Source organism: Saccharopolyspora antimicrobica (assembly GCF_003635025.1).
GTDB lineage: Bacteria > Actinomycetota > Actinomycetes > Mycobacteriales > Pseudonocardiaceae > Saccharopolyspora > Saccharopolyspora antimicrobica.
Window position 1 is genome coordinate 6,000,209 of record NZ_RBXX01000002.1, and the last position, 25,064, is coordinate 6,025,272.

The following is a 25,064-nucleotide window of genomic DNA, read 5'->3' on the forward strand; positions in this document are numbered from 1 at the left end:
CACGATGACCTTCACGCTGGAACCCGACTACGGCCACCTGCCCGAGCTGCAGGGCTGGGTCGCCAAGCTGCGGACCTACCTCGACGAGGAGCTGATCCCGTTCGAGCGCGAGCACGGCATCACCGCCGAAACCCGGGTCGACCGGGCGGCCCTGCGGCAGGTGTGGCGCCGCAGCCGCGAGCTCGGCTTCTACGGCATCAACCTGCCGCCGGAGCTGGGCGGCCACGGACTGTCGAACCACGACCTGTGCGTGCTCAAGGAAGAAGCCGCGGCACGCGGGTCGTCGCTGTTCCCGAACGTCCTCGGCGACATGGGCGGGCCGCTGCGGGTGGGCGTGGCGCTCAACGTCGCCACCCAGGAGCAGCTGGAGCGGTACTTCCTTCCCGTCATCCGCGGTGAGCGGGCCTGCTGCTTCTCGCTCACCGAACCCCAGGCCGGATCCGACATCCGCCGGATGACGACGACCGCCCGGCGCGACGAGGGCGGGTATCGGCTGACCGGCCGCAAGGTGTTCAGCTCCGCAGCCTCCTTCGCCGACTTCGCGATCGTGGTCGCCCGCCACCACGACGAGGGCGAGACCTACAGCGCGTTCATCGTCGACTTCGACGCTGCGGGCTGCACCGTGCTCGACGGCGACACCCCCATGTCCGGTCAGCACATCGAGGGCGACATCCTCCTCGAGGACTGCTTCGTGCCCGCGGCGAACGTGCTCGGTCCTCTCGGCAAGGGGCTGCAGGTCGGTGTCGGCCGGATCAACATGAACCGGCTGCTGCACTGCCCCACCATGATCGGCCTCGCCCGGCGTGCTCTGCAGCTGTCGCTGGACTACGCCCGCAACCGCACCGTCTCGGGTGGCCCCATGGTCGAGTTGCAGGCGATCCAGCACCATCTCGCGCAGATGTCGACCGAGCTGCACGCGGCCCGCGCGATGGTGCTGGCCACCGCGGCACAGGCCGACCGCGGCGCGCCGATCGTCGTCGAGGCGAACATGTGCAAGCTGTTCACCGCGGAGGCGGCCTTCCGGGTGGCCGATCTCGCCGTGCAGATCCACGGCAAGACCGGCGTCACGCAGGGGCACGAGGTGGAGCAGATCTTCCGAACCCTGCGCATGTTCCGGATCGTCACCGGCACCACCGAGATCCACAAGAACGCGATCGCCAAGGGCTTGGTGGGGAGGGCCGCAACGGCAGCTGGGACCCCGCGGTGAGCGCTGCGACCCGGGCCGAGGGGGCACTCCGGCGCGGGAACCGAGGGTCGCGCGGCAAGAACCTCGCGCTGCTCACCGCGTCGACCTCCATGGACAACGCGGAGAACAGCATCACCACGGTGATGTTCCCGCTCATGCGCGACGCCTTCGGTCTGTCGCAGGCAGCCCTCGGCACGCTCGTGGCGGTCGCCAAGGTCGCAGGCGCCGCCACGAGCGTGCCGTGGGCGATCCTCGGTCGCCGGTACTCGCGGCGGAAGGTGCTGGCGATCTGCTCGGGTTTCTGGGGCGTCTGGATCATCGCCGCAGGCCTGGCCCCGAACTTCCCGGTGTTCCTCGTGCTCTACGGCATCGGAGCCGCCGGGTTCGCCGGCTCCGGCGCCATCGCCCTGGAGATCCTCGGCGACATCTACGACGACCACCACCGCGGCCGCGCCACCGGCATCCTGTACGCCGGGGTCGCGATCATCACCGGCGCCAGCGCCCCGGTGTTCGGATTGCTGGCGCACTTCGACAACGGCTGGCGCTACGGCTACGTCGGCTCGGGCGCGATCTGCCTGTTGATCGGTGTCCTGATCCTGGCCTTCCTCGACGATCCCGAGCCGACTGCCGCCAGCAACGCGCCGCACCGCGGCGAACTGGAGCACAAAGCCCGGAAGGTGCGCGATGGCCTGCGTGAGCTGTTTCGCATCCGCAGCTTCCGCTACCTGCTGGCGCAAAGGCTGTTCTCGGGCCAGAACGTGATGATGAGCTTCGGGATCGTGTTCCTGGTCGAGGAACGCGGGTTCTCGACCTCGACGGCATCACTGGCCGCGCTGCCGTTCTCGCTGGGGTACGTCGTCGGCACTCTCCTCGGGGGGCGGCTCCTGGACCGCCTCCACCTGGCCCTGCCCCGGAGCGGCCGAGTGATCATGCTCCAGGCCAGTCAGCTCGCCTTCGCCGCCGTCGCCTTCATCGTGCTGCACCTCACCTCGGAGGGCATCGCTCCGTACGTGGTGCTCTTCGCGATGCTCGGGCTGCTCCAGGGGCAGGTCCCGGTGGTGAACCGCCCGCTGGTGATGGCGGTCGTCCCGCCACACCTGCGCTCCTTGGCCTTCGCAGTGTCCGTCTACCTGGTCGAATCCGTCGCATATGGCGGTTACGCGTTGCTCGCGGGCTACCTCGGGGACCGAGTCGGGCTGCAACCCGCACTGCTGCTCATCACGGTCGCGCTCACCACGGCGAACGGCCTCGCCTCGGCCGCCCTGTACCACCCTTACGCCCGCGACACCACCGAGCAAGCACGCCGGGAGGTCACCACCGACGATGCCTGATGAAAACCCCGGCGTCACAGGCGGTCCGTCCTTCTCGCAGACTGACCGGGATCGCTTCAACACCCACCCCGGTCATCGGCTTGAACGGGATGGCACCGCCCTCGCCCAGATGTTGCGAACCCTGCCGCCGTCGACCAACTAGGCGGCGGTGACGCCGCTGTCGGTGGAGAGCACAGCGCCGTTGATGTTTCGGGCTTCTGGGGAGGCGACGAAGCAGAACAGGGCCGCCACGTCGTCCGCAGTGGCCATCGGGCGTGGTGTGAGCGTGTTGGTGGTCAGGGACAGATCGACGTCGTCCGGCATGGCGAATCCTGTGACCAGCGGCGTCTCGACCGCTCCCGGCGCGATGGCGTTGATGCGCAGGTTCTGCTTCATGAACTCGACGGCCAAGGAACGGGTGAGCTGCACCAGGGCGCCCTTGCTCATCGTGTACACAGCGGTGTAGGCCTGCCCGATGAGGCCACCGGTGGATGCCACGTTGACGATGTTCCCGTCGTGGGCCGTCAGATGCGGGATGGCTGCCTGGCAGAGGAAGAAGGGGCCGTCGAGGTTGACCGCCATCATCGCGCGGTAGTCCGCCTCGCTGACCTGCGTGGCGTGTTCGTAGCGGGCGATGCCGGCGATGTTGCCAAGCACGTCCAAGCGGCCCGAATCCGTCACGACGTCCGCGATCGCGGCGAAGCAGTCGGCGCGGTCGCGGACGTCGGTGACGCGGACGCGCACGGTGCCGGGCAAGCCGGCCGCGAGATCCGCGGTCTCCTCCAGGCCCGCGGCGTTCATGTCGAGGGCGTGCACGACGGCTCCCTCGGCTGCCAGTCGCAGCGCCGTGGCCCGACCGATGCCGGAGGCGGCACCGGTGAGCACGGCGACACGACCTGCGTAGCGGTTCTCGACGGGGACGAAGGCAGTCATGGGAACCTCCTCGGTGGAAACGTGTTTCGGGGTCAGGCCAGCACGCAGCGCGTGCCGGTGAAGTTGGTCGGCATGCACTTGTTGCAGTGGATGCACAACGAGCGGGTCGAGGCGTCCTGCTGGAGTCGGTTGATCAGGTCCGGCTCGCGCAGCAGGGCGCGGGCCATGGCGACGAACTGGAAGCCCTCCGACATCCCGAGATCCATGTCCGCTCGGTCGGTGATACCGCCGAGCAGCACCAGCGGCAGAGCGAGGGCGGCGCGGAACTGGCGGGCTCCTTCGAGCAGGTAGGTGTTCCGGTAGGGGATTCGTGGAGAAGGACTCGCCCGAAGATCCGTGCACCCAGCCGCTGCGGCTGCGGCAGCGCTTCGGCGAACTCCCGAACGGGGACCTTCCCCTTGAACAAGTACATCGGGTTGAGCAGCGAGCTGCCCACGGTCAGCTCCAACGCGTCGACCGCACCGTCCGCCTCCAACCACTGGGCGACCTGGAGCGCCTCGTCCAGCCAGAAACCTCCCGGGACACCGTCGTCCATGTTGAACTTGGCCAGGATCGCGATCCTGTCACCGACGGCGGCCCGGACGGCCCGGGCGGCAGCGCGCGCCACCTTCGCCCGATTGACCAGCGAGCCACCGAAGCCGTCCTCGCGCCTGTTGACCTTCGGGCTGAGGAACGAGCTGGCGAAGTAGTTGTGTCCGAGATGGACTTCGACCGCGTCGAACCCGGACTCCAATGCCAACTGGGCGGCCGTGCCGTGGGCTCGGACGATGCGGTCGATGTCCTGCTCCGCGGCGGAGCGTGTCATGCGCATGCCCAGCGGGTTGAACCGCCGGCTCGGGCCGAGGGAGGCCATCCCGTTGGACCTGGCGTTGGCGACCGGCCCGGCGTGTCCGATCTGCGCTGAAACCGCGGCTCCCTCGGCGTGCACGGCGTCGGTGAGCCGCCGCAGTCCGGCGACGGCATCGGACCGCATCCAGATCTGGTCGAACTGAGTGCGTCCTTCCGGAGCGACCGCGCAATAGGCGACGGTGGTCATGCCGACGCCGCCGGCCGCGTGGCGCCGGTGGAACTCGATGAGCGAATCGGTGACCAGCCCGCCGTCGCTGCGTCCCTCGAACGTCGCGGCCTTGATCGTGCGGTTCCGGAGCGTCAGCGGACCGATCTTGCCCGGCGAGAACACATCGGGAATCGGAGTGGCAGCCATAGGGGCTTCCTGGGGATCGGGGCGTCGCAGCAGGTTCGCCGGACCAACCTGGGAACACCGGTCAGCGGTCCTCTTCCGCACGCTGCGCGTTGACGCGTTGGCTCGGTTCGGAGAACGCGAGCTTGCCCATGAGCGACTGCTCGCCGTCCCGGCGGCGGTCGAACACCGCGACGTAGCAGTCCTGGACCGCGGATGAGCGCGGGTCGGCCAGGAACGCCCACTCGGCCAGGTGACAGGCCAATCGGAGATCGCTGTCCGCCAGCTCGTTGGCCCGTGCGACCAGCACGTCCACACCACCGGCGAGGCGCGCGATCTCCCCTGCCCGAAGGGCCGTCGGAGCGGGCAGCAGGTTCGCGGGATTGCCGTCCCACCAGCCGCCGTAGCGGCGGATCACGTTGCGGCAGATGAATTCCGGACGGTCGTAGCGGGGCTGCAGGCGCGGGTGTGCGGCCAGGCGCGTCGGGATCACCAGGGATTCCACGATGTCATCGGGCCGCATACCGGCGTTGAGGCCGTCGAGCGCGTGGCGCACGATGTACCGGAGGTACTCGACCATCGTCAGCAGCTCGTCGCGGATCGCTTCGGCGCCCTCGACGCAGTCGCCGTGGCCGGTGATCACGTAGTCGGCGTCGAGAGCAGCCATCTCCTCGGCGGCGTCGGCCCACTCTTCCGCGTACCGCTGGACCTTGCGGGGATTGCCTGCGTTGGGCAGGTAGCCGACCACCAGGTCCCCTGCCGCGATCACCCGCCGCTGCGGCGCCCAGACCCACGCGGCGTCGTCGGTCTCTCCCTTGGCGTGGCGCACCACGAATCGCTCGCCACCGATGCGCAGTTCCAGGGCGTCGCGGAACGTGACGTCCGGAACGACGAAGTCTTCCGGGGCGCTCGGCCAGCTGCGACCGTTGGCCCCCGGACGCTGTCCGTTGATGGCGGCGTTCAGGCCCGCCGTCTTGGCGTAGCGCGCGAAGTGGTCGAGCAGGTTCTCGTGCGCGACCACCCGAGGCCGTTCTCCTGCCTCGAGGAACGCCCACAGCCCGAAGGCGTGGTCCACGTGCCCGTGCGTGAACACGACGGTGTGCAGGGGCTGAGCACTCAGCTGGCGGACCGCGTGCAGGAGCGCGGGGCCGTCGCCGGCGCAGCCGGAGTCGACCATGAGCAGGCCGTCATCGGTCTCGAACAGCGCGACGTTGGCCATCCCGGGTTGGATCATGAAGGTGCGCGGCGCGACCTCCACGACCTTCGGCGGGTTCGGGGCGGCGACCTCGCGCGCCGCGACGTGCTGGAACTGCGCGTTGCCGATGTTGCCGAAGTTCTGCTGCATCAGCGAATGCGCGCCCGATCCCAGTCGCGAATCCACCGATGTCCGCTGAGCCTGCACCCCGACCGCTCGACTGGACAAATCAGGCATGGAAGTCTCCTCGCTCGATGTTGGGCGGTGCGTTGACGCTCATTAAACCACATGGTTTACTCGATTGCACCGATAGCGGTGATCGATTGGAGGTCCACCCGAGCGGCGCTGCTATGTTGTTCGCGCAGTTGTCGAGATTCCGTCCGACGGGCGCAGGTCGTCGGACGAATGAGCTGGAAAGAAGCTGGATCACATTGGGAACATCAACGCGTTTGCAAATTCTGCGCACTGCTGAGCGATTGTTTGCGACGCAGGGAATCGATGCGACTTCGCTTCGCCAGATCAGCGCGGACGCCGAACAGCGCAACACGGCGGCGGCGAAATATCATTTCCAGAACAAGCCGACGCTGATCAGGGCAATCTTCGACTATCGCCTCGACGGCATCGACACCCGCCGCGCGCAGTTGCTGAAACTGGCCGAGGACGAGGGGCGCCTCGACGAACCGTGGCACCTGGTCGAGGTGCTGGTCCGGCCGCTGGCCGAGCAGGCCGCTGAACCCGGCAGTCATTACGTCCGTTTCCTCGATCGGGTTTGTGAGCACGTCGGGCGCGATGTGACCGCGCTCCCCGAGATCGCCGGACTGGACGAAGCGGTAGCCGTCGGCCGTCTGGTCACCGACCGCCTTCCATTCCTGTCCCAACCCCAGGTCCGCCCCCGAATTCGGTGGGCCGGACAACTGATCCTCACGGCGCTCGCCGACCTGGAGCAGCGGAACGCGTCCGCAGACCCCCGAAGCGACGAGCCTGACACCGAAACCTTCGTCGTGGCGCTGATCGACGCGGTCACCGGCCTGCTGACCGCCGCCGCATCCGCTCCACGCGAGTGAGATCGGCCGCGGGCGGCGTCATACCGACAGCGAGGAGATTTCCTGATGGCAGCGGAAGAAGACGCCGACCCGATCGGGACACCGGTGCGCCTCGGTTATGCCGTTGCCGCACTGGTGATCGGCGGGGCATGGGCGTTCGGTTGGGACGTTCCGCTCTGGCAGCACGCCCTGCGCCTCCTGGTGATCGTCCTAGTGCTACCGCCCATCGTGCACCTCGCGCGGAGGCGGCTGAGGCGGCCGGTTACCGCGTACCCGCCGATGCGTCACCTGGTCGTCGCCAAGGTGCTCCTCGTCGCGGGTGCCGTCGGGCTGGAGCTGCTGCTGAACCGATGGACTTGGTGGGCGCCCTTCATCACCGCCGCGGCCCTCGCCGCCACGGTTGCCGTCGGTGGGCCGCCGTGGCACCGAAAACTGCGCCAGCGTGCCGCGTCCGTCCCACGCGCAAACCCGAGTGGCCGGAATTAGGCGGCGGCACGTCATCGTCCGCAGTGCTCACCAGGTGATGGGGGGCAGCTGGCCGTCCTCGACCCGCCGCCCGGAAGATCAATCCGCACCCACGAAGGGGCCCCGAATGGCAGAGAATCCCGCGAGTCAGTGGACCTCCACGGCCCGACGAACCGCGCAGGAAGCGAAGTTCTTCTGGACGGGTGGGCCGATCGAAGTCGCACCGGACACCTGGTTCACGTCGATCGGTTCCGGTGTCACGGCCTTCGCCACCGACGAGGGCCTAGTGCTGGTCGACTCGGGCACCCGCCTGTTCGCGGGCGAGATGGCCGAGCACATCCGAACCCGCACCGAACTACCTGTGCACACCGCGATCTACACGCACGGTCACGTCGATCACGCCTTCGGCCTCGGCGCCTTCCTCGCCGAAGGTCAAACCGCACCACAGATCGTCGCCCAGGCCAACATGGATGAACGATTCGCGCGTTACGCGCGGAGCCCGCGGCACAACGCGACGATCAACAGCCGCCAGTTCGGCGGCCGCACCGACGACCCCACCTTCGAATCCGAGGACCTGCGCTTCGGTTACCCCGAGTACCCACCGACGCGCCACTACCAGCAGTCTCTCGAACTCCGCGTCGGTGAAGCGACCTTCGAACTGCGCGCATGTCGCGGAGAAACCGACGACCACACCTGGGTCTACTGCCCCGAGCGCCGCGTGCTGTGCACCGGCGACTTGATCATCTGGGGGGTGCCCAACGCGGGCAATCCGCAGAAAGCGCAGCGCTATCCCTGGGATTGGGCCAAGGGGCTGCGCGAGATGGCCGAGACCGGTGCCGCCTCGCTGTGCCCCGGCCACGGCGGACCGGTCGTGAACGACCCCGGACTCGTCCGCCGCATCCTCCTGGACACGGCGGGCTTCCTCGAGGACATCGTCGAACGCACGCTGGCCGTCCTCGAAGACGGTTCTCCGCCGCACGTGGACATCGTGCGCCGCGTGGACCTGCCGGAATCCGACGCGCCTTGGCTGCAACCCGTCTACGACGAGGCCGAGTTCATCGTCCGCAACGTCATCCGTTACTTCGGCGGTTGGTGGAGCGGGCGTCCGAGCGAGCTCAAGCCTGCCCCGCGCGCCGACGTGGCCACCGAACTCGCCGCCCTGGCCGGCGGCGTCGGCGCACTGCTCGCTCGCGCCACCGAACTCGCACCCCGCAACATGGCGCTGGCCTGCCATCTCGCGGACTACGCGGTGGAAGCGGCCCCCGATGATCCCGACGTTGCCGAGGGCGTAGCACGTCTCTACACCGACCGCGCTGCCCAGGAGACCAGCTTGATGGCGACGAACCTCTACAGGTCTGCTGCCGCCAGCGCCGAGGCCAAGCGCCCCTTCGCATAGGACGGCTGCGGATCTGCGGTTTCGAACCAGACGCAGACGGTGACGCTGGGTGCCGTCACCACGGGTTGACCTGTGCTGCACGGACAACGTGGGTGCGTTGTTGCAGCAAGTCCCAGCGTCACAGGCGAACCGCCCACCCGGATGGAACCGTGCTCGCCATGCGCCTGCTTCCCGGACGTGACTGATCTGAAGCCGCATACCTGCAGGCACCGCAGTTCGGTCGCGCACTGCGTCGCACATCACCCGCCGGTCCGGCGGCAGCGGCGGCTCGGCGTGTCGGTACCCGTGGTGCTGGCATGGGTGGGCGTGCATGTCAGACTGCCTGGCGATGCACACGCCGTCCGACCTCGCCGATCTGCTCGAATGCGAGCACCGCAGCATTCTCAAGCAAGCGCTGGCGGCGGGGTTGCCCGGTGCGCCGCGTCCGAGTTCCGGGCCCGACCGGTTGGCCGTCAAGCACGGGCGCGCGCACGAGGCCGCCACGCTGGAGCGGCTGCGTGATGAGCGCAAGACCGTGGTCGAGATCGAAGAGCCCGATCAGGTCGCCGCCGCGAAGGCCACCGAGGAAGCGCTGCGGGCGGGCGCGCCGGTCATCTACCAGGCCGTTTTCCACGACGGCGAGTTCTCCGGACGCGCGGACTTCCTGCTCCGCGATGATCAGGGCCGCTACGAGGTCTACGACACGAAGCTCGCGCGGCACGCGAAGCCGTCCGCGGTCCTGCAGCTCACCGCGTACGCCGACGCGCTTCGCCGTGCCGGTTGGCCGGCCGGGCCGGAGATGCACCTGCTACTCGGCGATGGCACCAAGCGCAGCCTGCGCGTCGAGGACTTCCTGCCGCTGCTGGATCGGCTCCGCGACCGGCTCGTCACGCGGCCGCCGCGACTGCCGGAACGCCTGTGGGCCGACGAGCGGCCCGCCTGCAGCGGCTGCGGCTTCGCCGACCACTGCTCTTCCGCGCGTGAGGCGGACCGGGACCTGTCGCTGGTCGCGGGCATGCGCGGCGAACAGCGGCGCAAGCTCGTGACGGCCGGGCTCGGCACGATCGATGCGCTCGCCACCGCCGAGCCCGCCGACCGGCCGCGCGACATGTCGGCGGGCACGTTCGCCAACCTGCGGGCGCAGGCCGCGATCCAGGTGCGGCAGGACCGGACCGGGGAACTGGCTTACGAGGTCATCGACCCGACGGCGCTGGCCGAGCTGCCGCCACCGAGCCCGGGCGACGTCTTCTTCGACATGGAAGGCGATCCGTACGCGCTCGCCGGCACCGGGCTGGAGTACCTGTTCGGCGCCGTCACGCCCGACCTGCGGTTCACGCCGTTCTGGGCGCACACGCGTCTCCAGGAGAAGCGTGCCTTCGAGGAGTTCGTCGACTTCGCCACCGCCCGGCTCACCGAGGATCCGGACGCGCACATCTTCCACTACGCGCCGTACGAGGTCACGGCCGTCAAGCGGCTCGCCGCGGTGCACGGAACGCGCGAGGAAGCCGTGGACGAGCTGCTGCGCGGCGGCCGGATGATCGACCTGTACGCGGTGGTGCGCAAGGCCTTGCGGGTCGGCCAGCGGTCGTACTCGATCAAGTACCTCGAACCGCTGTACATGCCGGAAGCCCGCGACGGCGAGGTGAAGACGGCCGCGTCGAGCATCGAGGCGTACGAGGACTACCTGACGCTCACCAAGGCCGGCGACGTCGAAGAGGCCGACGAGGTGCTGCGCGGCATCGCCGACTACAACGAGTACGACTGCGTGTCCACGTTGCGGCTGCTGGAGTTCCTGCACCGCGTCCGCGAGGAAGCGGGCATCGAGCTCGCAACTCCGGCACCGGAGTCCGAAGTGGACGCTCTGATCCGGCGGACGGAGGAGGAAGAGGCCGCGCTGCGCCGGGCCGAACGCGCGGCCGCGCTGGCGGCGCTGGTCGACCCGCTGCTCGACGGCCTGCCCGACGATCCTGCCGACTTCACCCCGGACGACCGCGCTCGCGCGCTGCTCGCCGCCTCCGTCGGTTACCACCGGCGCGAGACGAACCCGGCGTGGTGGGAGTTCTTCCGGCAGCTCGCCGCGCCGGTCGGCGACCTGGAGGTGGACACGACCTGCGCTGTGCCGGTGTCGGTGTCCGCGGGGGAGTGGGTGCCGCCGTCGGGGCGCCTTCGCACGGCCAAGCGCACGCTCACGGTGGCGTGCGATCCGGACCGGCCGCATCCGTTCGCGGTCGGTGACGACGTGCGGCTGCGGTACGGCGCCGATGCGCGGGACGCGAAGGTCGTGGCGGCCTCGGCCGTCGAGCTGACGCTGGAGGAGAGCAGCGCACCGGACAGCACGTCGAACGAGCTGCCGGCCGCGGTCTTGCCGGGCGGCCCGGTGCGGCCCGCACCGAAGGACGAGGCCGTGGCCGACCTGGCCCGGCTGGTCGGCGAAACCCTCCCTGAGCTGCCCGCGCACCCGGGCGTGGACCTGCTGCGCCGGATCCCGCGATTGCGCGGCGGTGCGCTGCCCGCACCGGGCGAGGACTCGGTGGCCGCCGTGATCGAGGCGGTCGACGCGCTCGACGGGTCGGTGCTGGCGGTGCAGGGCCCGCCCGGGGCGGGGAAGACGTACCTGGCGGGCAAGCTGATCGCGCACCTCGTGCGGTCCGGGCGGACGGTCGGTGTGACGTCCAACAGCCACAAGGCCGTGGAGAACGTGCTTTCCGCCGCGCTCGGCAACGCGCCGACGATGGCGTGCGCGAAACGGCCGCGCCGGACGCCGGATCCCGCGCTGCCGTGGGAACAGCCGAAGACGAACAACGCGTTGGCCAAGTGGCGCGACGAGCACAACGACGGGCACCTCGTCGGCGGCACCGCGTGGACGTTCGCCAACGCCGCCGTGCGCGAGGAACCGTTCGACGTGCTGGTGATCGACGAGGCGGGGCAGTTCGCGCTCGCGGACGCGCTGGCCGTGTCGATGTGCGCGAAGAACCTGGTGCTGCTGGGCGATCCGCAGCAGCTGCCGCAGGTCGTGCAGGGCACGCACCCGGCGGGTGCGGAGGCGTCGGCGTTGGGGCACCTGATCGGCGACGCGGACATCATGCCGCCGGAGCTGGGCTACTTCCTGGACCTGACGCGGCGCATGCACCCTGCCGTGTGCGCGCCGGTCTCCCGGCTGTCCTACGCGGGTCTGCTGCACTCGCACCCGTCCGCGGACCGTTCGATCGACGACTTCGCCTCCGGGCTGTACCTCGCGTCGGTGGAGCACCGCGGGAACACCACGAGGTCGGTCGAGGAAGCGGCGAAGGTCGTGTCGGTGATCGCGGACCTGCACGGGCGCACGTGGCAGGGCCGTCCGCTGGAGGACGCGGATTTCCTGGTGGTGGCACCGTACAACCTGCAGGCGCGGACGGTCACCCGCGCGCTGGCCGACGCCGGTTTCGGCGACGTGCGCGTCGGCACGGTGGACCGGTTCCAAGGCCAGGAAGCCCCGGTGGTGGTGGCGACGATGACGTCCTCGTCGGCGATCGACCTGCCCCGCGGACTGGATTTCCTGCTGTCCCGCAACCGGCTGAACGTGGCGCTGTCGCGAGCGCAGTCGGTGGCGGTGCTGGTGTGCAGTCCGCAGCTGCTGGAGGCGGACATCCGGACGGTCGAGCAGATGCGGCTCGTCTCCGGGATGCTCGGACTGCTGCGGGACGCCCACCCCTGGCCCGCCGGCTGACCGTACGCCCTCGGTGCCGCGGGTGATGCGGTCGTGCGTGCCCCCGGCTTCCCGTTCCAGGATGCGGACGTCAGTAACGCGGAATTTCATTCCGGATCACGTGCCGATCGTACAAAGGTGGCGGTTGACCTTCCATCGGCTTTGGCCCATGATTCAAGATCGGCGTGTCGGATCGTGCGGTTGCGATACTTGTGGCGAGGGAGATATGTGGTGGTCCGGGTTTGCACGGATGACGTACCATTCGGTGAACGCGTCGATTACTGGCAGCACGTGGTGTCGGACAATTTCGTTCGGTGCGTCGCGCGGATCGACAGAAGAGACGAGACGTTCTGGGGCCGCATAGTTTCGACCAGTCTCGGAGCTGTCCACTATTCGCTCATCGAGCATTATGCTTCCAGCGGTTACGAGATCTGCCGCAGCGCGAAGCACATCCGCCAGGGCGAGTCGGACGATTACATCCTCGAACTGCAGCTGGGCGGCGAATCCGTCGTGCTCGGCCAGGACGGGCGCGAGGCCGTGTTCGATCGAGGCGACTTCGGGATGCTGGACGTCACGCGTCCGTCGCTCCTGGCCTGCCGGCCGAAGTCGTTGGTGCGGGCGATATCGCTGACCTTTCCGCGTCACCTGCTGTCTCTTCGGGCCGAGGCGGTGCAGAACCTGACGGCTGTGCGGATAAACGGCGGTGCGGGCATAGGCAAGCTGGTCTCCTCATTCTTGATCGGACTGGCCGAGAACCTGGACGAGGGCGTCCCGTACGGGGACGACGCGGTGCGTCTGTCGAACGTCCTGCTGGATCTCCTCGCCGTCGGTCTGACCAGCAGCGTGGCCGGTGATTCGGCCGTTCCTCCGGAGAGCAACCGCAGCGTGTTGCGGACTCGGGTGTACTCCTTCATCGATCGTCACCTGCACGACCCGGAATTGTCGCCGAACAAGATAGCCGAAGCGCACCACATTTCGACCCGCTACTTGCACAAGCTCTTCGAGAGCGAAGAATCCACGGTGGTGGAGTGGATTCGCCTGCGGCGGTTGGAGCAGTGCCGGCGGTACTTGGCCGATCCGGCGAAGCGGTGCAGCTCGGTGGGTGTGATTGCCGCTCGGTGGGGCTTCCGGGATCCCAGCTACTTCTCTCGGTTGTTCCGCGCCACGTACGGGATAAGACCGCGTGAATACCGCATGCTGAACTTGGAGCAGAAGATCCCGAGCCCGCTGTAGGACCCACCGGCTGTAGTACGTCTGTCCGAGCGTCCGGCATCCGTAAGCCGATCCCGGTTGCGCCGAAATTCACACCAGGGCCGAGAAGTTCGCCGTGGGTCCAGGTGTTGTGCGCTGTAGTCCAGGTGAGCGGCCCAGGATCCGGATACCGTGATCAGGCGGCGTTCCTTGCGCCCAAGTGCGGCCTGCTCAGCGTCGAGCGGCCGATCAGGGAGTCTGGGGTCCCAGTGCGGGTGTGGCGGGGTTCACAACCCTGGGCTCAGGTCAACTGGTAAATCACCAATCTCACTCAGGGAGATCGCGGATGTTCGTTGTGCCGATGACCCGAATACGCTCGGTTGCGGTGGTTCGAGGCCCGCTGTTCGGCGTGAGTGGAAGATGAAACCGGGTACGCAGGGATGTGGCGTCACCGCGACGTGCCTGATCTGCAAAGAAGGCGAACGGATCGACCTGTCTCGTCAGATCGTGTGCTACTTGGCGGTCGGTTACACCGATGAGCAGATCGCGCGACGGCTCTCGTTGAGCGTGCGCACTGTTCGGCGCAGGATAGCCAAGATAATGGAAGAACTCGACGTCGTGGGCAGGTTCGCGGCCGGGGTGGAGGCCGCGAGAAGCGGATTGATCTGCCCAAGACTCCTCTGCTAGGTGGCGATCTCCTCGGCGGTCGGGACCGGGGAGTTCTCGGGGAAGTGGACGTGGTCGTGGTGTTCGCCCGTTGAGGACGTCTCCGTGCCGAGCACGTGAATGAGGATCGTTGGACCCTGCGTCGACGCGTCGATCGCAGGGTCCAATGTCGATGATCACGACTCCCGGCGAGATCTGCGCCATTCCTCGGCGAGCAGGGCGTAGCGGTATTCCCCGCCCCATTCCCCCTTGAAGAACTGGGATTCGAGGAAATGCCCCTCCCTGCGCATGCCGAGACGCTCCATGAGCCCGGCCGACGCGGCATTGCGCGGATCGCACCGTCCGATTATGCGGTGCAGGCCGAGCTCTTCGAAACCTATCCGCAGCATTTCGGCGGCGGCCTCCGAGGCGTACCCCTTGCCGTGGTGGTCGGGGTGCAGGACGTACCCGAACTCGCCCTGCTGGTCCGGCCGGCTGAGCCAGATCAGGAGCGTGTAACCGACGACCTTCCCGCCGAGTTCGATGGCGAGCAGCAGGGTGTCGCCTTCCTCGCGGAGGGCGTGCTGCTTCAGGCGGACGGCGAGTTCCTTCGCGTTGTCCTCGGGAGTGCGCGGCTCGTTGAGCAGGTACCGGGCCACGTCGGGACGCGACTCGAACTCCAGCATGTCGTCCTCGTCGCGTTCGGTGAACGGCCGCAGGACGAGGCGTGCTGTCCTGATGGGGGATGTGATTTCGATCATTCAGTTTCCTCTCCTGCAGCAGGTTTGCGGTGCGTAGGGCTGCGGTCGGGCGCCGCGGCAATCGGGCAGGTTCTCGAACGGCGCCAGGAGGCCTGCTACGTCGTATTCCTGGGCGTCGACGAAGACGCGTTCGATGCGCGCGGTGTCTCGGATCTCCCGGAGGGGGTCACCGTCGATGATCAGGAGATCGGCCCGCGCCCCTGCTCTGAGGCAGCCCAGCTCTCCTTCGGCGCCGAGGGCGACTGCGGCGTTGGAGGTCGCGGTTCTCAGCGCGTCGACCGCGGAGAAGCCGTGCTTCACCATGGCGCGGAGGTTCTGGTGGATGCTGATGCCGATGTCGTCCAGCGGCGCGTCCGTGCCGGCGACGACGAGCCCGCCCGCCCGGTGGACGCGGAGCAGGAGATCGACGTCGCCTCGTGTCCAGGCTCGGTTGAGCTCGTTGCCGGGGCCGGCGGCCTGCCGCACCTTCTCCTTGAGACGCTCGTACTCCCACCAGGGGAAGAGGACCTTGGTACGACGATCTTCGACTAGGTCGGGAGAGTCGACGAACATCTCGTTGGCGAAGAGGAGCGTGGAGGACACCCACATGTCCGAGGAGCTGAGCAGGCGGATCGTGTCCTCGGCCGTCCGGCCTCCAGCAGCGCTGAGCGTGCGCGAGTAGCCGAGCCTGTTTCCGCCGCCGGTGTGTTCCATGCCGTTGAGGCCGGTCGCAACGGCGGGGTAGAGGTAGTGCGAGACAACGGGGATGCCCTGGGCGCGCAGCTGCTTGACGAGCGAGCGTTCCAAGGTGACGGGCAGGCGCTGGTACGACTTGACGACGTTGTAGTCGAGCGCGATGACGCGCTGCAGCTCCCGGGCGAGTTGCTCCTCGGACGAAACAGTGCGCATGAACGCGAACGAGTTGCGGGTGCCGTCCAGCGGCTCGCCCGAACCGAGGAAGCGCGGGCCCACGGCGGCCCCGGAGTGGATCGACTCGCGGGTTTCCAGCATCTGATATGCCGGGTCGCCGGGTGAGCGGCTGGTGGTGACGCCGTAGGCGAGCCAGAGCGGGCCCTGTCTGCTGCCCCACTGGCGGCCGCGGAAGTGCCAGTGGTTGTGCACGTCGATCAGTCCGGGAATGACGCACTTGGTGCTCGCGTCCACCGTGGGCGTGACATCGGGCCGCGCGTGATCGATAGCGGTGATGAAGCCGTTCTCGATCTTGATGTCGACGTTCTCGCGGTACCCGTCGGAGTGCCCGTCCCACAGCGCCCCCGCCCGGATCGTGGCTGAGGGCGGTGGTTTCCGCTGCCGGCACGTGATGGGTGGCGTGTACTGCTTCCCGCCGACGATCACCACTTTCCCGAGGGACAGGAAGAGAACGTCTCCGGAAGCGGAGACGGAGACCGAATCAGCCACCAGCTCGGACAGCGGCGTGGGAGGGCCCGTGATCGTTCCGTCGCGGTCCACGGGCACGCGGTGCACCAGGCTGTCCACCACGGCGATGAGCGACTTCCCATCCGGCGACCACAGCGGCCCGTCGCCGTTGCGGGTCGCGATGGACCGGTGCGGTGCGATCGACTGGATCGTGCTGTTCCCGGTCTCGACGTCCACCACCATGATGTCGTTGTAACCGGCGGTATCGCGTTCCGAGGCCGGCCTCGTGACGGTCATCGCGACGTAGCGGCCGTCAGGGGACCAGGACGGTTTGCCCGGGTAGTCGCCGGCGGGCACGAGTTCGCGGATCTCGCTCGTGGTGAGGTCGAGCACCGAAGTCGTCCCGGCCTCGTCCTGGAAGGCGATCCGGTCACCGCTCGGGTCGACGCTCGGGACGAAAGCTCCGTCCGGAAGATCGGTCAGGGGCTCGCAGCCCTCGCCGATGGTGTGCCGCCAGAGATTGGCCACACCGCCCCGGTCGCTGGAGTACACGATGGACCGGCCGTCGGGCGCCCAGGAAGGGTCGGCGTTGGAGTAGCCGTCATCCACGATCTTCTCCGCTGCTCCGCCCAGCCGCAGCAACCAGAGAGCGTTCAGGGCGCGGAAGCAGACCGTGGAGGCGTCAGGGGAAAGAGCGGGGCCGACGATGCCGCGCAGTGCCGACTGCTCGGGCAAGGCGATCGGCCGCCGGATTTCCGGTGGACTGCCCGGGGCCGCCAGGGCTGCGCTGAAGGGGATCGCCACGAAGTCCCGGTCTCCGGTGCGGCGTCGGCGTATTTCGCCGTCGGCGCCGTACGCGAGCTCGTCTCCCGACAACCACGCGGGTGGGAGCGGGGCGACCTCTTCGGCAGCGGCGGACAGAGCGGTTCCGTTGCGGAAGAGCGTGGACCGCGGGCCGTCCACCAGCACGTAGGCGAGATCGCCGCTCGGGCCGTAGGACGTGCCCCGGAACGACTGCCCCGCTGGAGCCGTGTGGAGGACTTTCCGGTCGCCGGTGGCGAGATGCAGGACCTCGACAGCCGAGTCACCAGCGACGTAGGCGATCCGTTGACCGTCCGGATGCCACGTGGGCGCGCGGTAGGCGCGCTCGTCGTCGGTACCGACCAGCGGTCGGGGCCGGCCGTCGGCGCGGTCGAGCAGCCACACCGCGCTGGTGCCTCCGGCGTCGGACACGTACGCGACGCGGCTCCCGTCCGGGGACACGCACGGGTCCACGTCGTACTGCGGGCCGCGCGTCAGCCGTTCGACGGCCCCGGACACCACGTCGACGGAAGCGATGTCGTAGACCCCGTTGCGGAAGGACTGGAAGGCGATCCGCTTCCCGTCGGGGAAGAACGACGGCCAGGTCGCGTCCTCGGCGTCCTCGGTGAGCCGCCGGGCCTGCCCGCCGGCGACCGGGAGGACCCACAGCACGTTGCCCGCGTCGAAGGCCAGAACGCGCGTTCCGGCGTGGTGCGAGAGGGCGATGTTGGTGGCCTGGCCGATGATGGTCCCAGCACCGTGCTCCGGTGCCGGCGGCGCGGTGCACCCGGTCAGTGCCACCGCGCCGCCCACCACAACGCCACCCTTGAGAAGGGCTCGTCGTGACAACGTCACCAGGTCATGCCTCCAGGTACTGCGCGACGACGTAGCGGGCGAAACCGTCGTGATCGGTGTGGCTGGTCACCGAGGTGAACCCGGCCGACCGCAGGATGTCCACGACGTCGTCGACCACGGTGTCGTAGTGCTCGATCGCCAGCACTCCGCCCTTCTTCAGCAGGCGCGCCGCGGTCGCCACGATCGAGCGCGTGAGGTCGAGCCCGTCCCACCCCGAGTAGATCGCCTCGGTGGGCTGGTAGACGGCCCACTCCGGCGGAATCTGCAGACTGTGCGGGACGTACGGCGGGTTCGCCGTGATCAGGTCCACTCCACCGTCCAGATCGGTCAGCAGGTTGGGATCGGACGCGTCGCCCTCGATGAACTCCGCCGGGTTCGGGATCTTCTCCTGCAGCCGGTCGGCGTTGCGCCGTGCGCACTGCACGGCCGCGGCGGAGATGTCGACGCCGGTCACGGTCGAGTCGGAGCGCAACCGGGCGATGGCCAGCGCGATGGCGCCGGACCCGGTGCACAGGTCCACCGCGCGGAGACGGTTGACGGAGCACCGCGCGAGCGCGTTCTCGATCATCGCCTCGGAGTGGACGCGCGGGATGAAAACGCCTTCGTTGACGTGGAATTCCAGGTCGAACAGCGTTGCGCGGCCGGTCAGGTACTCGAGCGGCACCCGGTCGGCCCGGCGTCGCACCAACGACCAGAACTCCTCGGCACTGGATCCGGTGAGGGACGCGTCGAGGTCCAGGCTCTCCGGGGTGCTGTTGGTCACGTGCGCGGCGAGGGCGAGAACGTCCTGCCGGGGCGCCCAGACCTGTGCGGAGGTGAGGACTTCCTGCGCTCTGTCGACCTGATCCCGGACGGTGCGGACTTCCGCGCTCGCCGGGGCGCCGAACTTCGCACGGCAGTTGTCGTAGTAGGCCCGCAGCCATTCGACCATGTGCGGGTGCAGCCGCGAGGAGGCGAGGAGCTCGGGCGGCGGGGTGAACCCGGCGTCGATCTCGTCCGCCCACCGCGTGTAGATCGGCTTCAGGTCGGCCGCCAGGTACTCCTGCCAGTCGGTCGGGATGTTCCAGTGGTGCTCGTAGCCGGTCGCGAGCATGTGCTCGACGGTCGTGTCGATCACTGCCTCGCGGGACACGCCTTCCAGCGGCGCGCGCTCCGGGGTGAAGGCGTCGAGGTCGAGCTCGGGTTCCTCGCCCGCCAGCCGCCGGGCGAACTCCCGCGCCAGCAGCGGCGAGAGGAACAACCCGTCGCGGTAGGTGCCGGTCATCATCCACAGGCCGTCCAGCGGCGTCTCACCGAGCAGCGGGAAGCCGTCGAGCGAAACCGGCCGGTTCCCGACGTTGACCTGGACGATGCTGCTGGACCACAGGTTCCGGCGGATCTGCCGGTGCGCGCAGCCGGTCAGGAACTCGAGGTCGCGCAGCACCGGGTCGGCGAGCGGCCGCGGGTTGATGATGTTGGTCGCGCCGACGTACACGCGCCCCAGACCCCGGGGCACGACGTGCAGACCGCAGGCGAAGGCGCGGTTCGGCGTGCGGATCACCGACTCGGGCTGCGTGCCGTCCTGCGTGGTCATCACGACCGACACCCCGTACCCGGCGACCAGGCGCGGGATGCACGCACCGAGGCCGGGAACCGAGTCGATCAGGTCCTGGGAGCCGACACCGCCCGCCAGCACCACCTTCCGGGCGCTCAACGTCGCGCCGCTGGCGAGCACGACGCCGCGGACCTGCCCATCGCTGTTGACCAGCGAAACGGCCTGGTCGTCCACGACGTGCACGCCCCGGTCCTCGGCGGTGCGCTCCAGCCGCCGCAGGAGTCGCCCGGAGTCCACCGCGTGCTCGCCCGGAATGTGCAGGGCCTCCAGCGGACGCGAGTTCGGGTCCGGGTCGAGCCAGGAGATGTCGGCGGGGTCGACGCTCTCGTAGGGCTCGTCGTACTTGTCGAGCATCGCGCGGATCGCGGCGTAGTTCCCCGAGTCGATCGGGCCGCTGCCGACCGTGTTGAGCAGCACCGTCGTGCCCGATGCGGTGAGGAGCTCGGTGCCGTCGGACGTGCCGTCGGAGATGTTCTGCAACCACTCCGGCCAGATGTCCTTGGCCTTGAGGTCGAGATCGAACTTCGTCATGCCGTGCGCGTTGTCCAGCAGCGCCGTCGTGACCTCGCCGAAGCAGCCGAGCATGGCGCCGGCCGCAGCCGAGGCCGCGTACGGGCGGTGCGCCGGACCGATCAGCGCGACCGATCCTTGACGCCCGGCCAACTCGACGGCGAGCGACGAGCCGAGGGCACCGTTGCCCACGACGATCACGTCGTAACCGGGCTGGGAAGTACGGGGACTCATCCGCTTCTCCTGATTGTTCAGACTGTGGTGATGTGGTGGGCGATCGACTCGATCTGGACCGGCGTGTGCTTGGCGGAGATCGCGAAGCGCAGCAGCCCGGTGCCCCGGGCGACGACCGGGTAGAAGACCGGGAAGCAGAGGACGCCCGCCTCGCGCAGTCGCACTGCGCTCTGGAACGCGGCCTCTTCGGTTTCCATGGCCAGCCCGCGGATCGGTGAAGGCGCTCCGGCGTTGACGACGTTGCGGGTGGTGCACTTGTCGAAGAGCGCGACGTTCGCCCACAGCTGGTCCTGGAGCGTGGCGACCGTTCCGTCCAGGTGCATGCGCGCGGATTCCGCGTTCGCCACCACGTGGGTGATCATGTTGGAGTGGCCGAAGACCATCGGGTTGGCTTCGCGGCGCAACACCTCCGCATCCGCAGGCGAGTGCACGAGGATGACGCCACCGGAGCCGCCGAAGGCCTTCGACAGCGAACCGACCAGCAGCACCTGCGGGGGAATCCGGTTGCCCAGCGCCTCGAAGGCGTAGCCGGCGCCGTGGGGCCCGCTGATCGAGGTCCCGTGCGCGTCGTCGATGTAGACGTACCCGCGTTCTTCGCCGACGGCTTCGCTGATGCCGGCGACGTCGATCAGCCCGCCCATCGATCCGATTCCGTCGACCAGCACGATCGGGGTCCGGTTCTCCGACTGGGCCTGGGCCAGGGCTGCGGTGAGGGTGTCGGGTTCCTCGCTGCGGAACCGGATGGCCGGGCCGGTCTGCTCCAGGACGCCGCGAATGCACTGCATCGATGCGTGCGCCGTCCGGTCGATGATGAACAGCGGGCCGTTCCCGGAGATCGGGTACCCCTTCAGGATGCCCGCTCCGAGCAGGGGCAGCACCCCCAGGTGAACGCTGCTGACGGAGTTGAACACCACGCTGGTCATGCCGGGGTAGATCTCGCCGAACAGCTCCTCCAGCTCGTCGATCTCGACGGGCTGCATGCTGTTGCGCGAGGAGGAGAAGTGGATTCCGTACTTGTCGATCGCGGAGCGCGCCGCCTGGATCAGGCGCGGGTGGTCGTCCAGCCCCAGGTATGAGCACGACACGAACTCCACGCATTCGGACCCGTCCGACAGCCGAACCGTCTTTCCGGAACGGCCGGTGATGGTGTGCCCGGTCAGCGAGGCTTTGACCGCTCTGTCGTACATGTCCGTGGTGGCCGCGGACCGCCGAACGATCCGGTTGGTCGGCAGCACATCATTCACGCTGGTCACGTGGCTCCTTTGGAGGGTAGTAGCGTGCATTGGCGGGTGAAGCGGATTGACGTGGGCGGTGCGGAACGGGACGTGTGAACGCGGTGCTGGTGGCACGCTCATCGGTCCGCGGTGCGGGAATCGCTTCTCCGGGCCACCAGCGCGCCGAGCAGGTGCGCCGCATCGTCTGCGAACCGGTCGAGGTCGTCGCCGAGCCACGTCCGCAACCGGGCGAACGCGAGCTCGAAGGCGGTGTCGTCTCCGGTGAGCACCTGGTTGTCCAGTTCGTCCACCGAGTCCCGCAGTGCGGTTCGCGCCGTCGCGCCCGGTTCTCCGGAGTTCTGGATGTCCCAGTAGGTCTCCGGGTTCGCCGTCAGCACCCGGGCCGCGAGCGCCAGCAGGGCTCGGGCAGGCGGGGGCGAACAGGCGATCACGTCGGCCGGCGGCAGACCGAGACGCGGCAGCGTGGTGGCGAAGCCGAGAATGACGGCATGCGCCACTGCCTGGACGACCGTCACGCACCGGTCGTGCTCCCCGGGCGAGAGGTGGTGCACTTGGGCACCGGCTTCACCGATCAGGTGGAGCAGCCGGTCCACGTTCGAGCCGCCTCGCACGACGGACGCGGTCACGGTGTTCCCGACCCACCCGAGAGACGGGTGGAAGAGCGGGTTGAGGCTCACCAGCGGCCGTGGCGCGAGAACGTCCTCGGCGGCCTGGAGGAAACGCGCTTTGCGGGACAGCGTCTCGACGATGGTGACGTCGTGGGCAACGCATTCGTCGATGACGTCGACGGCGGCCAGCGCCGCCCGCTCGGGCACCGCGACGATCACCACGTCGATGTCGGAGAGCGCTTGCCGGAGTTCGGGCGTGGGCCGGCCGATGTCGGCCTGCACGCGGAGGTCGGGAACGCCGCCCGCGGGTGACGGTTCCGGAGGGGAGTGCGGGTCGATCGCTGTGACGTGCCAGGCCGCCTTGGCCAGCAGGTCGCCGAACAAGCGGCCGACGTTGCCGTAGCCGATGACCGCGACCCGGGGGCGCGGGTCCGCGTCGTGCCGCGCGCGCTGCTCGTCGACCATCAGATGTCCTCAATGGTCGCGTCGAGGGCCGAAACCATGGCCTGCGACTTCACCAGCGTCTCGCGGTACTCCTCCTCGGGGTCGGACAGCGAGACGATCGCTCCGCCGACACCGAAGGTGCAGGACCGCTCGTCGTTGACCAGCGTCCGGATGACGATGTTCAGATCGGCCGCGCCGCTCAGCGAGAGCCAGCCGATGGCACCGGAGTAGTAGCCCCGTGCTCTCCGCTCGAGCGAGTCGATGATCTCCATGGTGCGGACCTTCGGCGCACCCGTCATCGACCCGCCGGGGAAGGCGGCGCGTATGCAGTCCACAGCCGTGCTACCGGCTGCGAGCTGCCCTTCGATGGTGCTGACGAGCTGGTGGACGTGCGAGTACGTCTCGACGTCGAACAACTTGGGCACGTGCACGCTGCCCACCGCGCACACGCGGTGCAGGTCGTTGCGGAGGAGGTCGACGATCATCAGGTTCTCCGCCTGGTCCTTGACGTTGGTCGCCAGGTCGCGCACGAGTTCGGCGTCGGCTTCCGGCGTTTCACCGCGCGGGCGGGTGCCCTTGATCGGCTTCGCCTGAACGCGGCCGTCCCGGCGCACCTCGACGAACCGCTCGGGGGAGGCGCTCAGAACCGCCGTGCTGCCGGCGCGCAAGTACGCCCCGAACGGGACCGGGCTCGTCGACCGGAGCCGCAGGTAGGTCCGCAGCGGATCGGCCAGCCGAGAGGTCTCACCGGTGTTGGTGAGGCAGATCTCGTACGACTCTCCGTCGGTGATCGCTTCCAGGCAGGCGGCGATGCTGTCCAGGTATGCGCTGCGCGTTTGGTCGAAGCGGATCTGCGGTCGCTCGCCGGCCTCGGTGCCGGGTGCTTCCGAAGCGCGTGCTCCAGCCGCTGCGGAGTGCCGCTGCACGACGTCGGAGGTCTGGTCGAGCCAGTCCGCGCTGCCGCTCATCGTCTCGGGGGCGCGTGGGTCGATCAGCGCCAGCAGGTAGGTGCGGCGAGCCTGGTGATCCACCACGATCGCCCGGTCGGCGAAGATGAGCTGGGCGTCCGGCAGCGGTGAGACGTGCTGGTTCCGCACACCGGTCTCCGCCTTGAGCTCGTAGCCGAGAGCGCCGACGTATCCCAGGTTGAAGTCGATCGGCAGCCGCGACGGGTGCTCGACCCGGCGGTTCGCGAGCTCTTCGTTGAGGTGGTCGAAGAAACCCGCTGCGACCTCTTCGGACCGGCCGCGGGAAGTGATCGTCCAGGCGCCGGCGGAGACGGAGTAGCTGAGATGCTCGGCGAGCGGGCCCGAGTCGTCCCCCATGATCGTGAACCGGCCGACACCGCGGTCGGCGCTGGAGCTGTCGAGCCAGAACGCGTTCTCCGAGGCACCGTAGAGGTCGACGAACAGCTCCTGGGTCTCGGGGAGGGCGTCGATCTCCCGGCACTCGATCCGGTACCGCGACCGCCGGCGGGCGGGTGCGGTCGGCTCGGATCCTGAACCCCGGTCCTCCACCAGCCTCCGGAAGTTGTAGAGCAGATCGGCGCCGAATTCGCTGAGAATCGATTCGGGGTGGAATTGCACGCCCCACTGCGGTGCGCGCAGGCTGCGAAGGGCCATGACGACGCCGTCGGCGGTCCAGGCCAACGGCTCGACGTCGGCAGGCAGATCACCTGCGGCGAGCGAGTGGTAGCGAACCGCCTTGAAAGGCGAGGGAAGGCCCGAGAACAGGTCCGTCCCGGAATGGTGCACCTCGCACACCCGGCCGTGCATCGGCTCGGGGGCGTGTTCGACGCGGCCACCGTGCAGGTGGGAGATCCCCTGGTGCCCGAGGCATATGCCGAGGACGGGGATCTGGGTCTGCTTCAGCGCGAGTGCCGAGATGCCGAGATCGCGCTCCCGCTGCGGGCGACCCGGTCCGGGGGAGACGACGATGGAGTCGTACCGGGAGAGGTCGATGTCCGACCAGGGCGTGTCATTGGTGACCACGTGAGGGGCCGCGCCGTTGACGCGGTGCAGGAGGTCGTTCAGGTTGTAGGTGAAGGAATCGTAGTTGTCGATAAGCAACGTCCGCAGCAATGGAACGCTCTCCGCAGGTCTCGTGCGCCGAACTGGTTTCTCCAGGCGCGATCAATTCGACGGACTGTTTCCCATCACGATGTCTTCGACCCGGCACGTCTCGCCGATGATGAGGTCGTAGAGCCGGCGCAGGAAATCGGGATCGACGTCGTGGGCCCGGCCGTAATTCGCGGCCCGCTCCTGGACGATCCCGATGCGGTGGGGCTGCATCATGGGGATGCCGTGCTCATTCTTGTGCCGGGCGATGCGGACGCAGCAATCGATGCGTTCCCTGACTATGTCGAGAAGTCGTTCGTCGATGTTGTCGAGTTCGCCCCGCAGCTTCGTCAATGGGGAGGATTCCGCTGAGTTTTCCGCCATGGGCGTGCCTCCCGGGT

Annotated in this window: 19 protein-coding genes; 8 read left to right on the forward strand and 11 right to left on the reverse strand. The window is 68.6% G+C overall.

Annotated features, from left to right (window positions below; genetic code table 11):
• Positions 1-4 precede the first annotated feature (4 nt).
• On the forward strand, positions 5-1,207 hold the full coding sequence (locus ATL45_RS28640) for an acyl-CoA dehydrogenase family protein (protein WP_093156763.1): 1,203 nt from the start codon (positions 5-7) through the stop codon (positions 1,205-1,207).
• Positions 1,204-2,517, forward strand: coding sequence for an MFS transporter (locus ATL45_RS28645; protein WP_246025597.1), 1,314 nt, complete (start codon positions 1,204-1,206; stop codon positions 2,515-2,517). The genes ATL45_RS28640 and ATL45_RS28645 overlap by 4 nt, the downstream gene beginning before the upstream one ends.
• A gap of 138 nt (positions 2,518-2,655) precedes the next feature.
• On the opposite strand, the gene ATL45_RS28650 is transcribed toward ATL45_RS28645, so the two are convergent.
• From ATL45_RS28650 to ATL45_RS28660, 4 genes are all read right to left on the reverse strand, one after another.
• Positions 2,656-3,429: an SDR family NAD(P)-dependent oxidoreductase gene (locus ATL45_RS28650; RefSeq protein WP_093156761.1), complete on the reverse strand. Its 774-nt coding sequence runs from the start codon at positions 3,427-3,429 to the stop codon at positions 2,656-2,658.
• A 32-nt stretch (positions 3,430-3,461) separates the two neighbouring features.
• Positions 3,462-3,596 carry a hypothetical protein gene (locus ATL45_RS40190; protein ID WP_342775314.1) on the reverse strand — a complete coding sequence of 45 codons (135 nt, stop codon included), beginning with the start codon at positions 3,594-3,596 and terminating at the stop codon, positions 3,462-3,464.
• Positions 3,563-4,633, reverse strand: coding sequence for an NADH:flavin oxidoreductase (locus ATL45_RS28655; protein ID WP_342775315.1), 1,071 nt, complete (start codon positions 4,631-4,633; stop codon positions 3,563-3,565). The genes ATL45_RS40190 and ATL45_RS28655 overlap by 34 nt, the downstream gene beginning before the upstream one ends.
• A gap of 61 nt (positions 4,634-4,694) precedes the next feature.
• On the reverse strand, positions 4,695-6,041 hold the full coding sequence (locus ATL45_RS28660) for an alkyl sulfatase dimerization domain-containing protein (protein WP_093156759.1): 1,347 nt from the start codon (positions 6,039-6,041) through the stop codon (positions 4,695-4,697).
• Positions 6,042-6,154: 113 nt separating this feature from the next.
• On the opposite strand from ATL45_RS28660, the gene ATL45_RS38570 reads away from it, so the two are divergent.
• From ATL45_RS38570 to ATL45_RS40285, 6 genes are all read left to right on the forward strand, one after another.
• Positions 6,155-6,868, forward strand: coding sequence for a TetR/AcrR family transcriptional regulator (locus ATL45_RS38570; protein ID WP_170210381.1), 714 nt, complete (start codon positions 6,155-6,157; stop codon positions 6,866-6,868).
• Between the two features lie 45 nt (positions 6,869-6,913).
• Positions 6,914-7,333, forward strand: coding sequence for a hypothetical protein (locus ATL45_RS28670; RefSeq protein WP_093156757.1), 420 nt, complete (start codon positions 6,914-6,916; stop codon positions 7,331-7,333).
• On the forward strand, positions 7,290-8,708 hold the full coding sequence (locus ATL45_RS28675) for an alkyl sulfatase dimerization domain-containing protein (RefSeq protein WP_211841313.1): 1,419 nt from the start codon (positions 7,290-7,292) through the stop codon (positions 8,706-8,708). The genes ATL45_RS28670 and ATL45_RS28675 overlap by 44 nt, the downstream gene beginning before the upstream one ends.
• Before the next feature lie 328 nt (positions 8,709-9,036).
• The gene (locus ATL45_RS28680; RefSeq protein WP_093156886.1) at positions 9,037-12,393 is read left to right on the forward strand and encodes a TM0106 family RecB-like putative nuclease; all 3,357 of its coding nucleotides are present in this window, start codon (positions 9,037-9,039) and stop codon (positions 12,391-12,393) included.
• 207 nt (positions 12,394-12,600) lie between these two features.
• The gene (locus ATL45_RS28685; protein WP_170210382.1) at positions 12,601-13,605 is read left to right on the forward strand and encodes a helix-turn-helix domain-containing protein; all 1,005 of its coding nucleotides are present in this window, start codon (positions 12,601-12,603) and stop codon (positions 13,603-13,605) included.
• A gap of 378 nt (positions 13,606-13,983) precedes the next feature.
• Positions 13,984-14,250, forward strand: coding sequence for a response regulator transcription factor (locus ATL45_RS40285; RefSeq protein ID WP_093156751.1), 267 nt, complete (start codon positions 13,984-13,986; stop codon positions 14,248-14,250).
• 155 nt (positions 14,251-14,405) lie between these two features.
• Here ATL45_RS40285 and ATL45_RS28695 read toward each other — a convergent pair whose 3' ends face one another.
• The 7 genes from ATL45_RS28695 to ATL45_RS28725 form a co-directional block, all read right to left on the reverse strand.
• Positions 14,406-14,969 carry a GNAT family N-acetyltransferase gene (locus ATL45_RS28695; RefSeq protein ID WP_093156750.1) on the reverse strand — a complete coding sequence of 188 codons (564 nt, stop codon included), beginning with the start codon at positions 14,967-14,969 and terminating at the stop codon, positions 14,406-14,408.
• Complete coding sequence (locus ATL45_RS28700; protein WP_211841314.1) at positions 14,970-17,927, reverse strand: amidohydrolase family protein; 2,958 nt, start codon at positions 17,925-17,927, stop codon at positions 14,970-14,972. It lies immediately after the preceding gene.
• 58 nt (positions 17,928-17,985) lie between these two features.
• Positions 17,986-20,319, reverse strand: a complete 2,334-nt coding sequence (gene prmC, locus ATL45_RS28705; protein WP_093156747.1) for a peptide chain release factor N(5)-glutamine methyltransferase — start codon at positions 20,317-20,319, stop codon at positions 17,986-17,988.
• Between the two features lie 17 nt (positions 20,320-20,336).
• Positions 20,337-21,572: an aminotransferase class I/II-fold pyridoxal phosphate-dependent enzyme gene (locus ATL45_RS28710; protein ID WP_246025598.1), complete on the reverse strand. Its 1,236-nt coding sequence runs from the start codon at positions 21,570-21,572 to the stop codon at positions 20,337-20,339.
• 98 nt (positions 21,573-21,670) lie between these two features.
• Positions 21,671-22,627: a 2-dehydropantoate 2-reductase N-terminal domain-containing protein gene (locus ATL45_RS28715; RefSeq protein ID WP_093156745.1), complete on the reverse strand. Its 957-nt coding sequence runs from the start codon at positions 22,625-22,627 to the stop codon at positions 21,671-21,673.
• Positions 22,627-24,687 carry an aminodeoxychorismate synthase component I gene (pabB, locus tag ATL45_RS28720; RefSeq protein WP_342775316.1) on the reverse strand — a complete coding sequence of 687 codons (2,061 nt, stop codon included), beginning with the start codon at positions 24,685-24,687 and terminating at the stop codon, positions 22,627-22,629. Before pabB ends, ATL45_RS28715 begins: the two co-directional genes overlap by 1 nt.
• A gap of 51 nt (positions 24,688-24,738) precedes the next feature.
• Complete coding sequence (locus ATL45_RS28725; RefSeq protein WP_093156744.1) at positions 24,739-25,047, reverse strand: chorismate mutase family protein; 309 nt, start codon at positions 25,045-25,047, stop codon at positions 24,739-24,741.
• Positions 25,048-25,064: the final 17 nt, after the last annotated feature.

Bases quoted from the DNA above. Each gene is read 5' to 3' on its own strand.
- ATL45_RS28715 (WP_093156745.1), bottom strand. From the start codon at position 22,627: ATGGTCGACGAGCAGCGCGCGCGGCACGACGCGGACCCGCGCCCCCGG.
- ATL45_RS28670 (WP_093156757.1), top strand. From the start codon at position 6,914: ATGGCAGCGGAAGAAGACGCCGACCCGATCGGGACACCGGTGCGCCTC.
- prmC (WP_093156747.1), bottom strand. From the start codon at position 20,319: ATGAGTCCCCGTACTTCCCAGCCCGGTTACGACGTGATCGTCGTGGGC.
- ATL45_RS28660 (WP_093156759.1), bottom strand. From the start codon at position 6,041: ATGCCTGATTTGTCCAGTCGAGCGGTCGGGGTGCAGGCTCAGCGGACA.
- ATL45_RS28725 (WP_093156744.1), bottom strand. From the start codon at position 25,047: ATGGCGGAAAACTCAGCGGAATCCTCCCCATTGACGAAGCTGCGGGGC.
- ATL45_RS40190 (WP_342775314.1), bottom strand. From the start codon at position 3,596: ATGGCCCGCGCCCTGCTGCGCGAGCCGGACCTGATCAACCGACTCCAG.
- ATL45_RS28655 (WP_342775315.1), bottom strand. From the start codon at position 4,633: ATGGCTGCCACTCCGATTCCCGATGTGTTCTCGCCGGGCAAGATCGGT.
- ATL45_RS28695 (WP_093156750.1), bottom strand. From the start codon at position 14,969: ATGATCGAAATCACATCCCCCATCAGGACAGCACGCCTCGTCCTGCGG.
- ATL45_RS40285 (WP_093156751.1), top strand. From the start codon at position 13,984: ATGAAACCGGGTACGCAGGGATGTGGCGTCACCGCGACGTGCCTGATC.
- ATL45_RS38570 (WP_170210381.1), top strand. From the start codon at position 6,155: ATGTTGTTCGCGCAGTTGTCGAGATTCCGTCCGACGGGCGCAGGTCGT.
- ATL45_RS28640 (WP_093156763.1), top strand. From the start codon at position 5: ATGACCTTCACGCTGGAACCCGACTACGGCCACCTGCCCGAGCTGCAG.
- ATL45_RS28650 (WP_093156761.1), bottom strand. From the start codon at position 3,429: ATGACTGCCTTCGTCCCCGTCGAGAACCGCTACGCAGGTCGTGTCGCC.
- ATL45_RS28680 (WP_093156886.1), top strand. From the start codon at position 9,037: ATGCACACGCCGTCCGACCTCGCCGATCTGCTCGAATGCGAGCACCGC.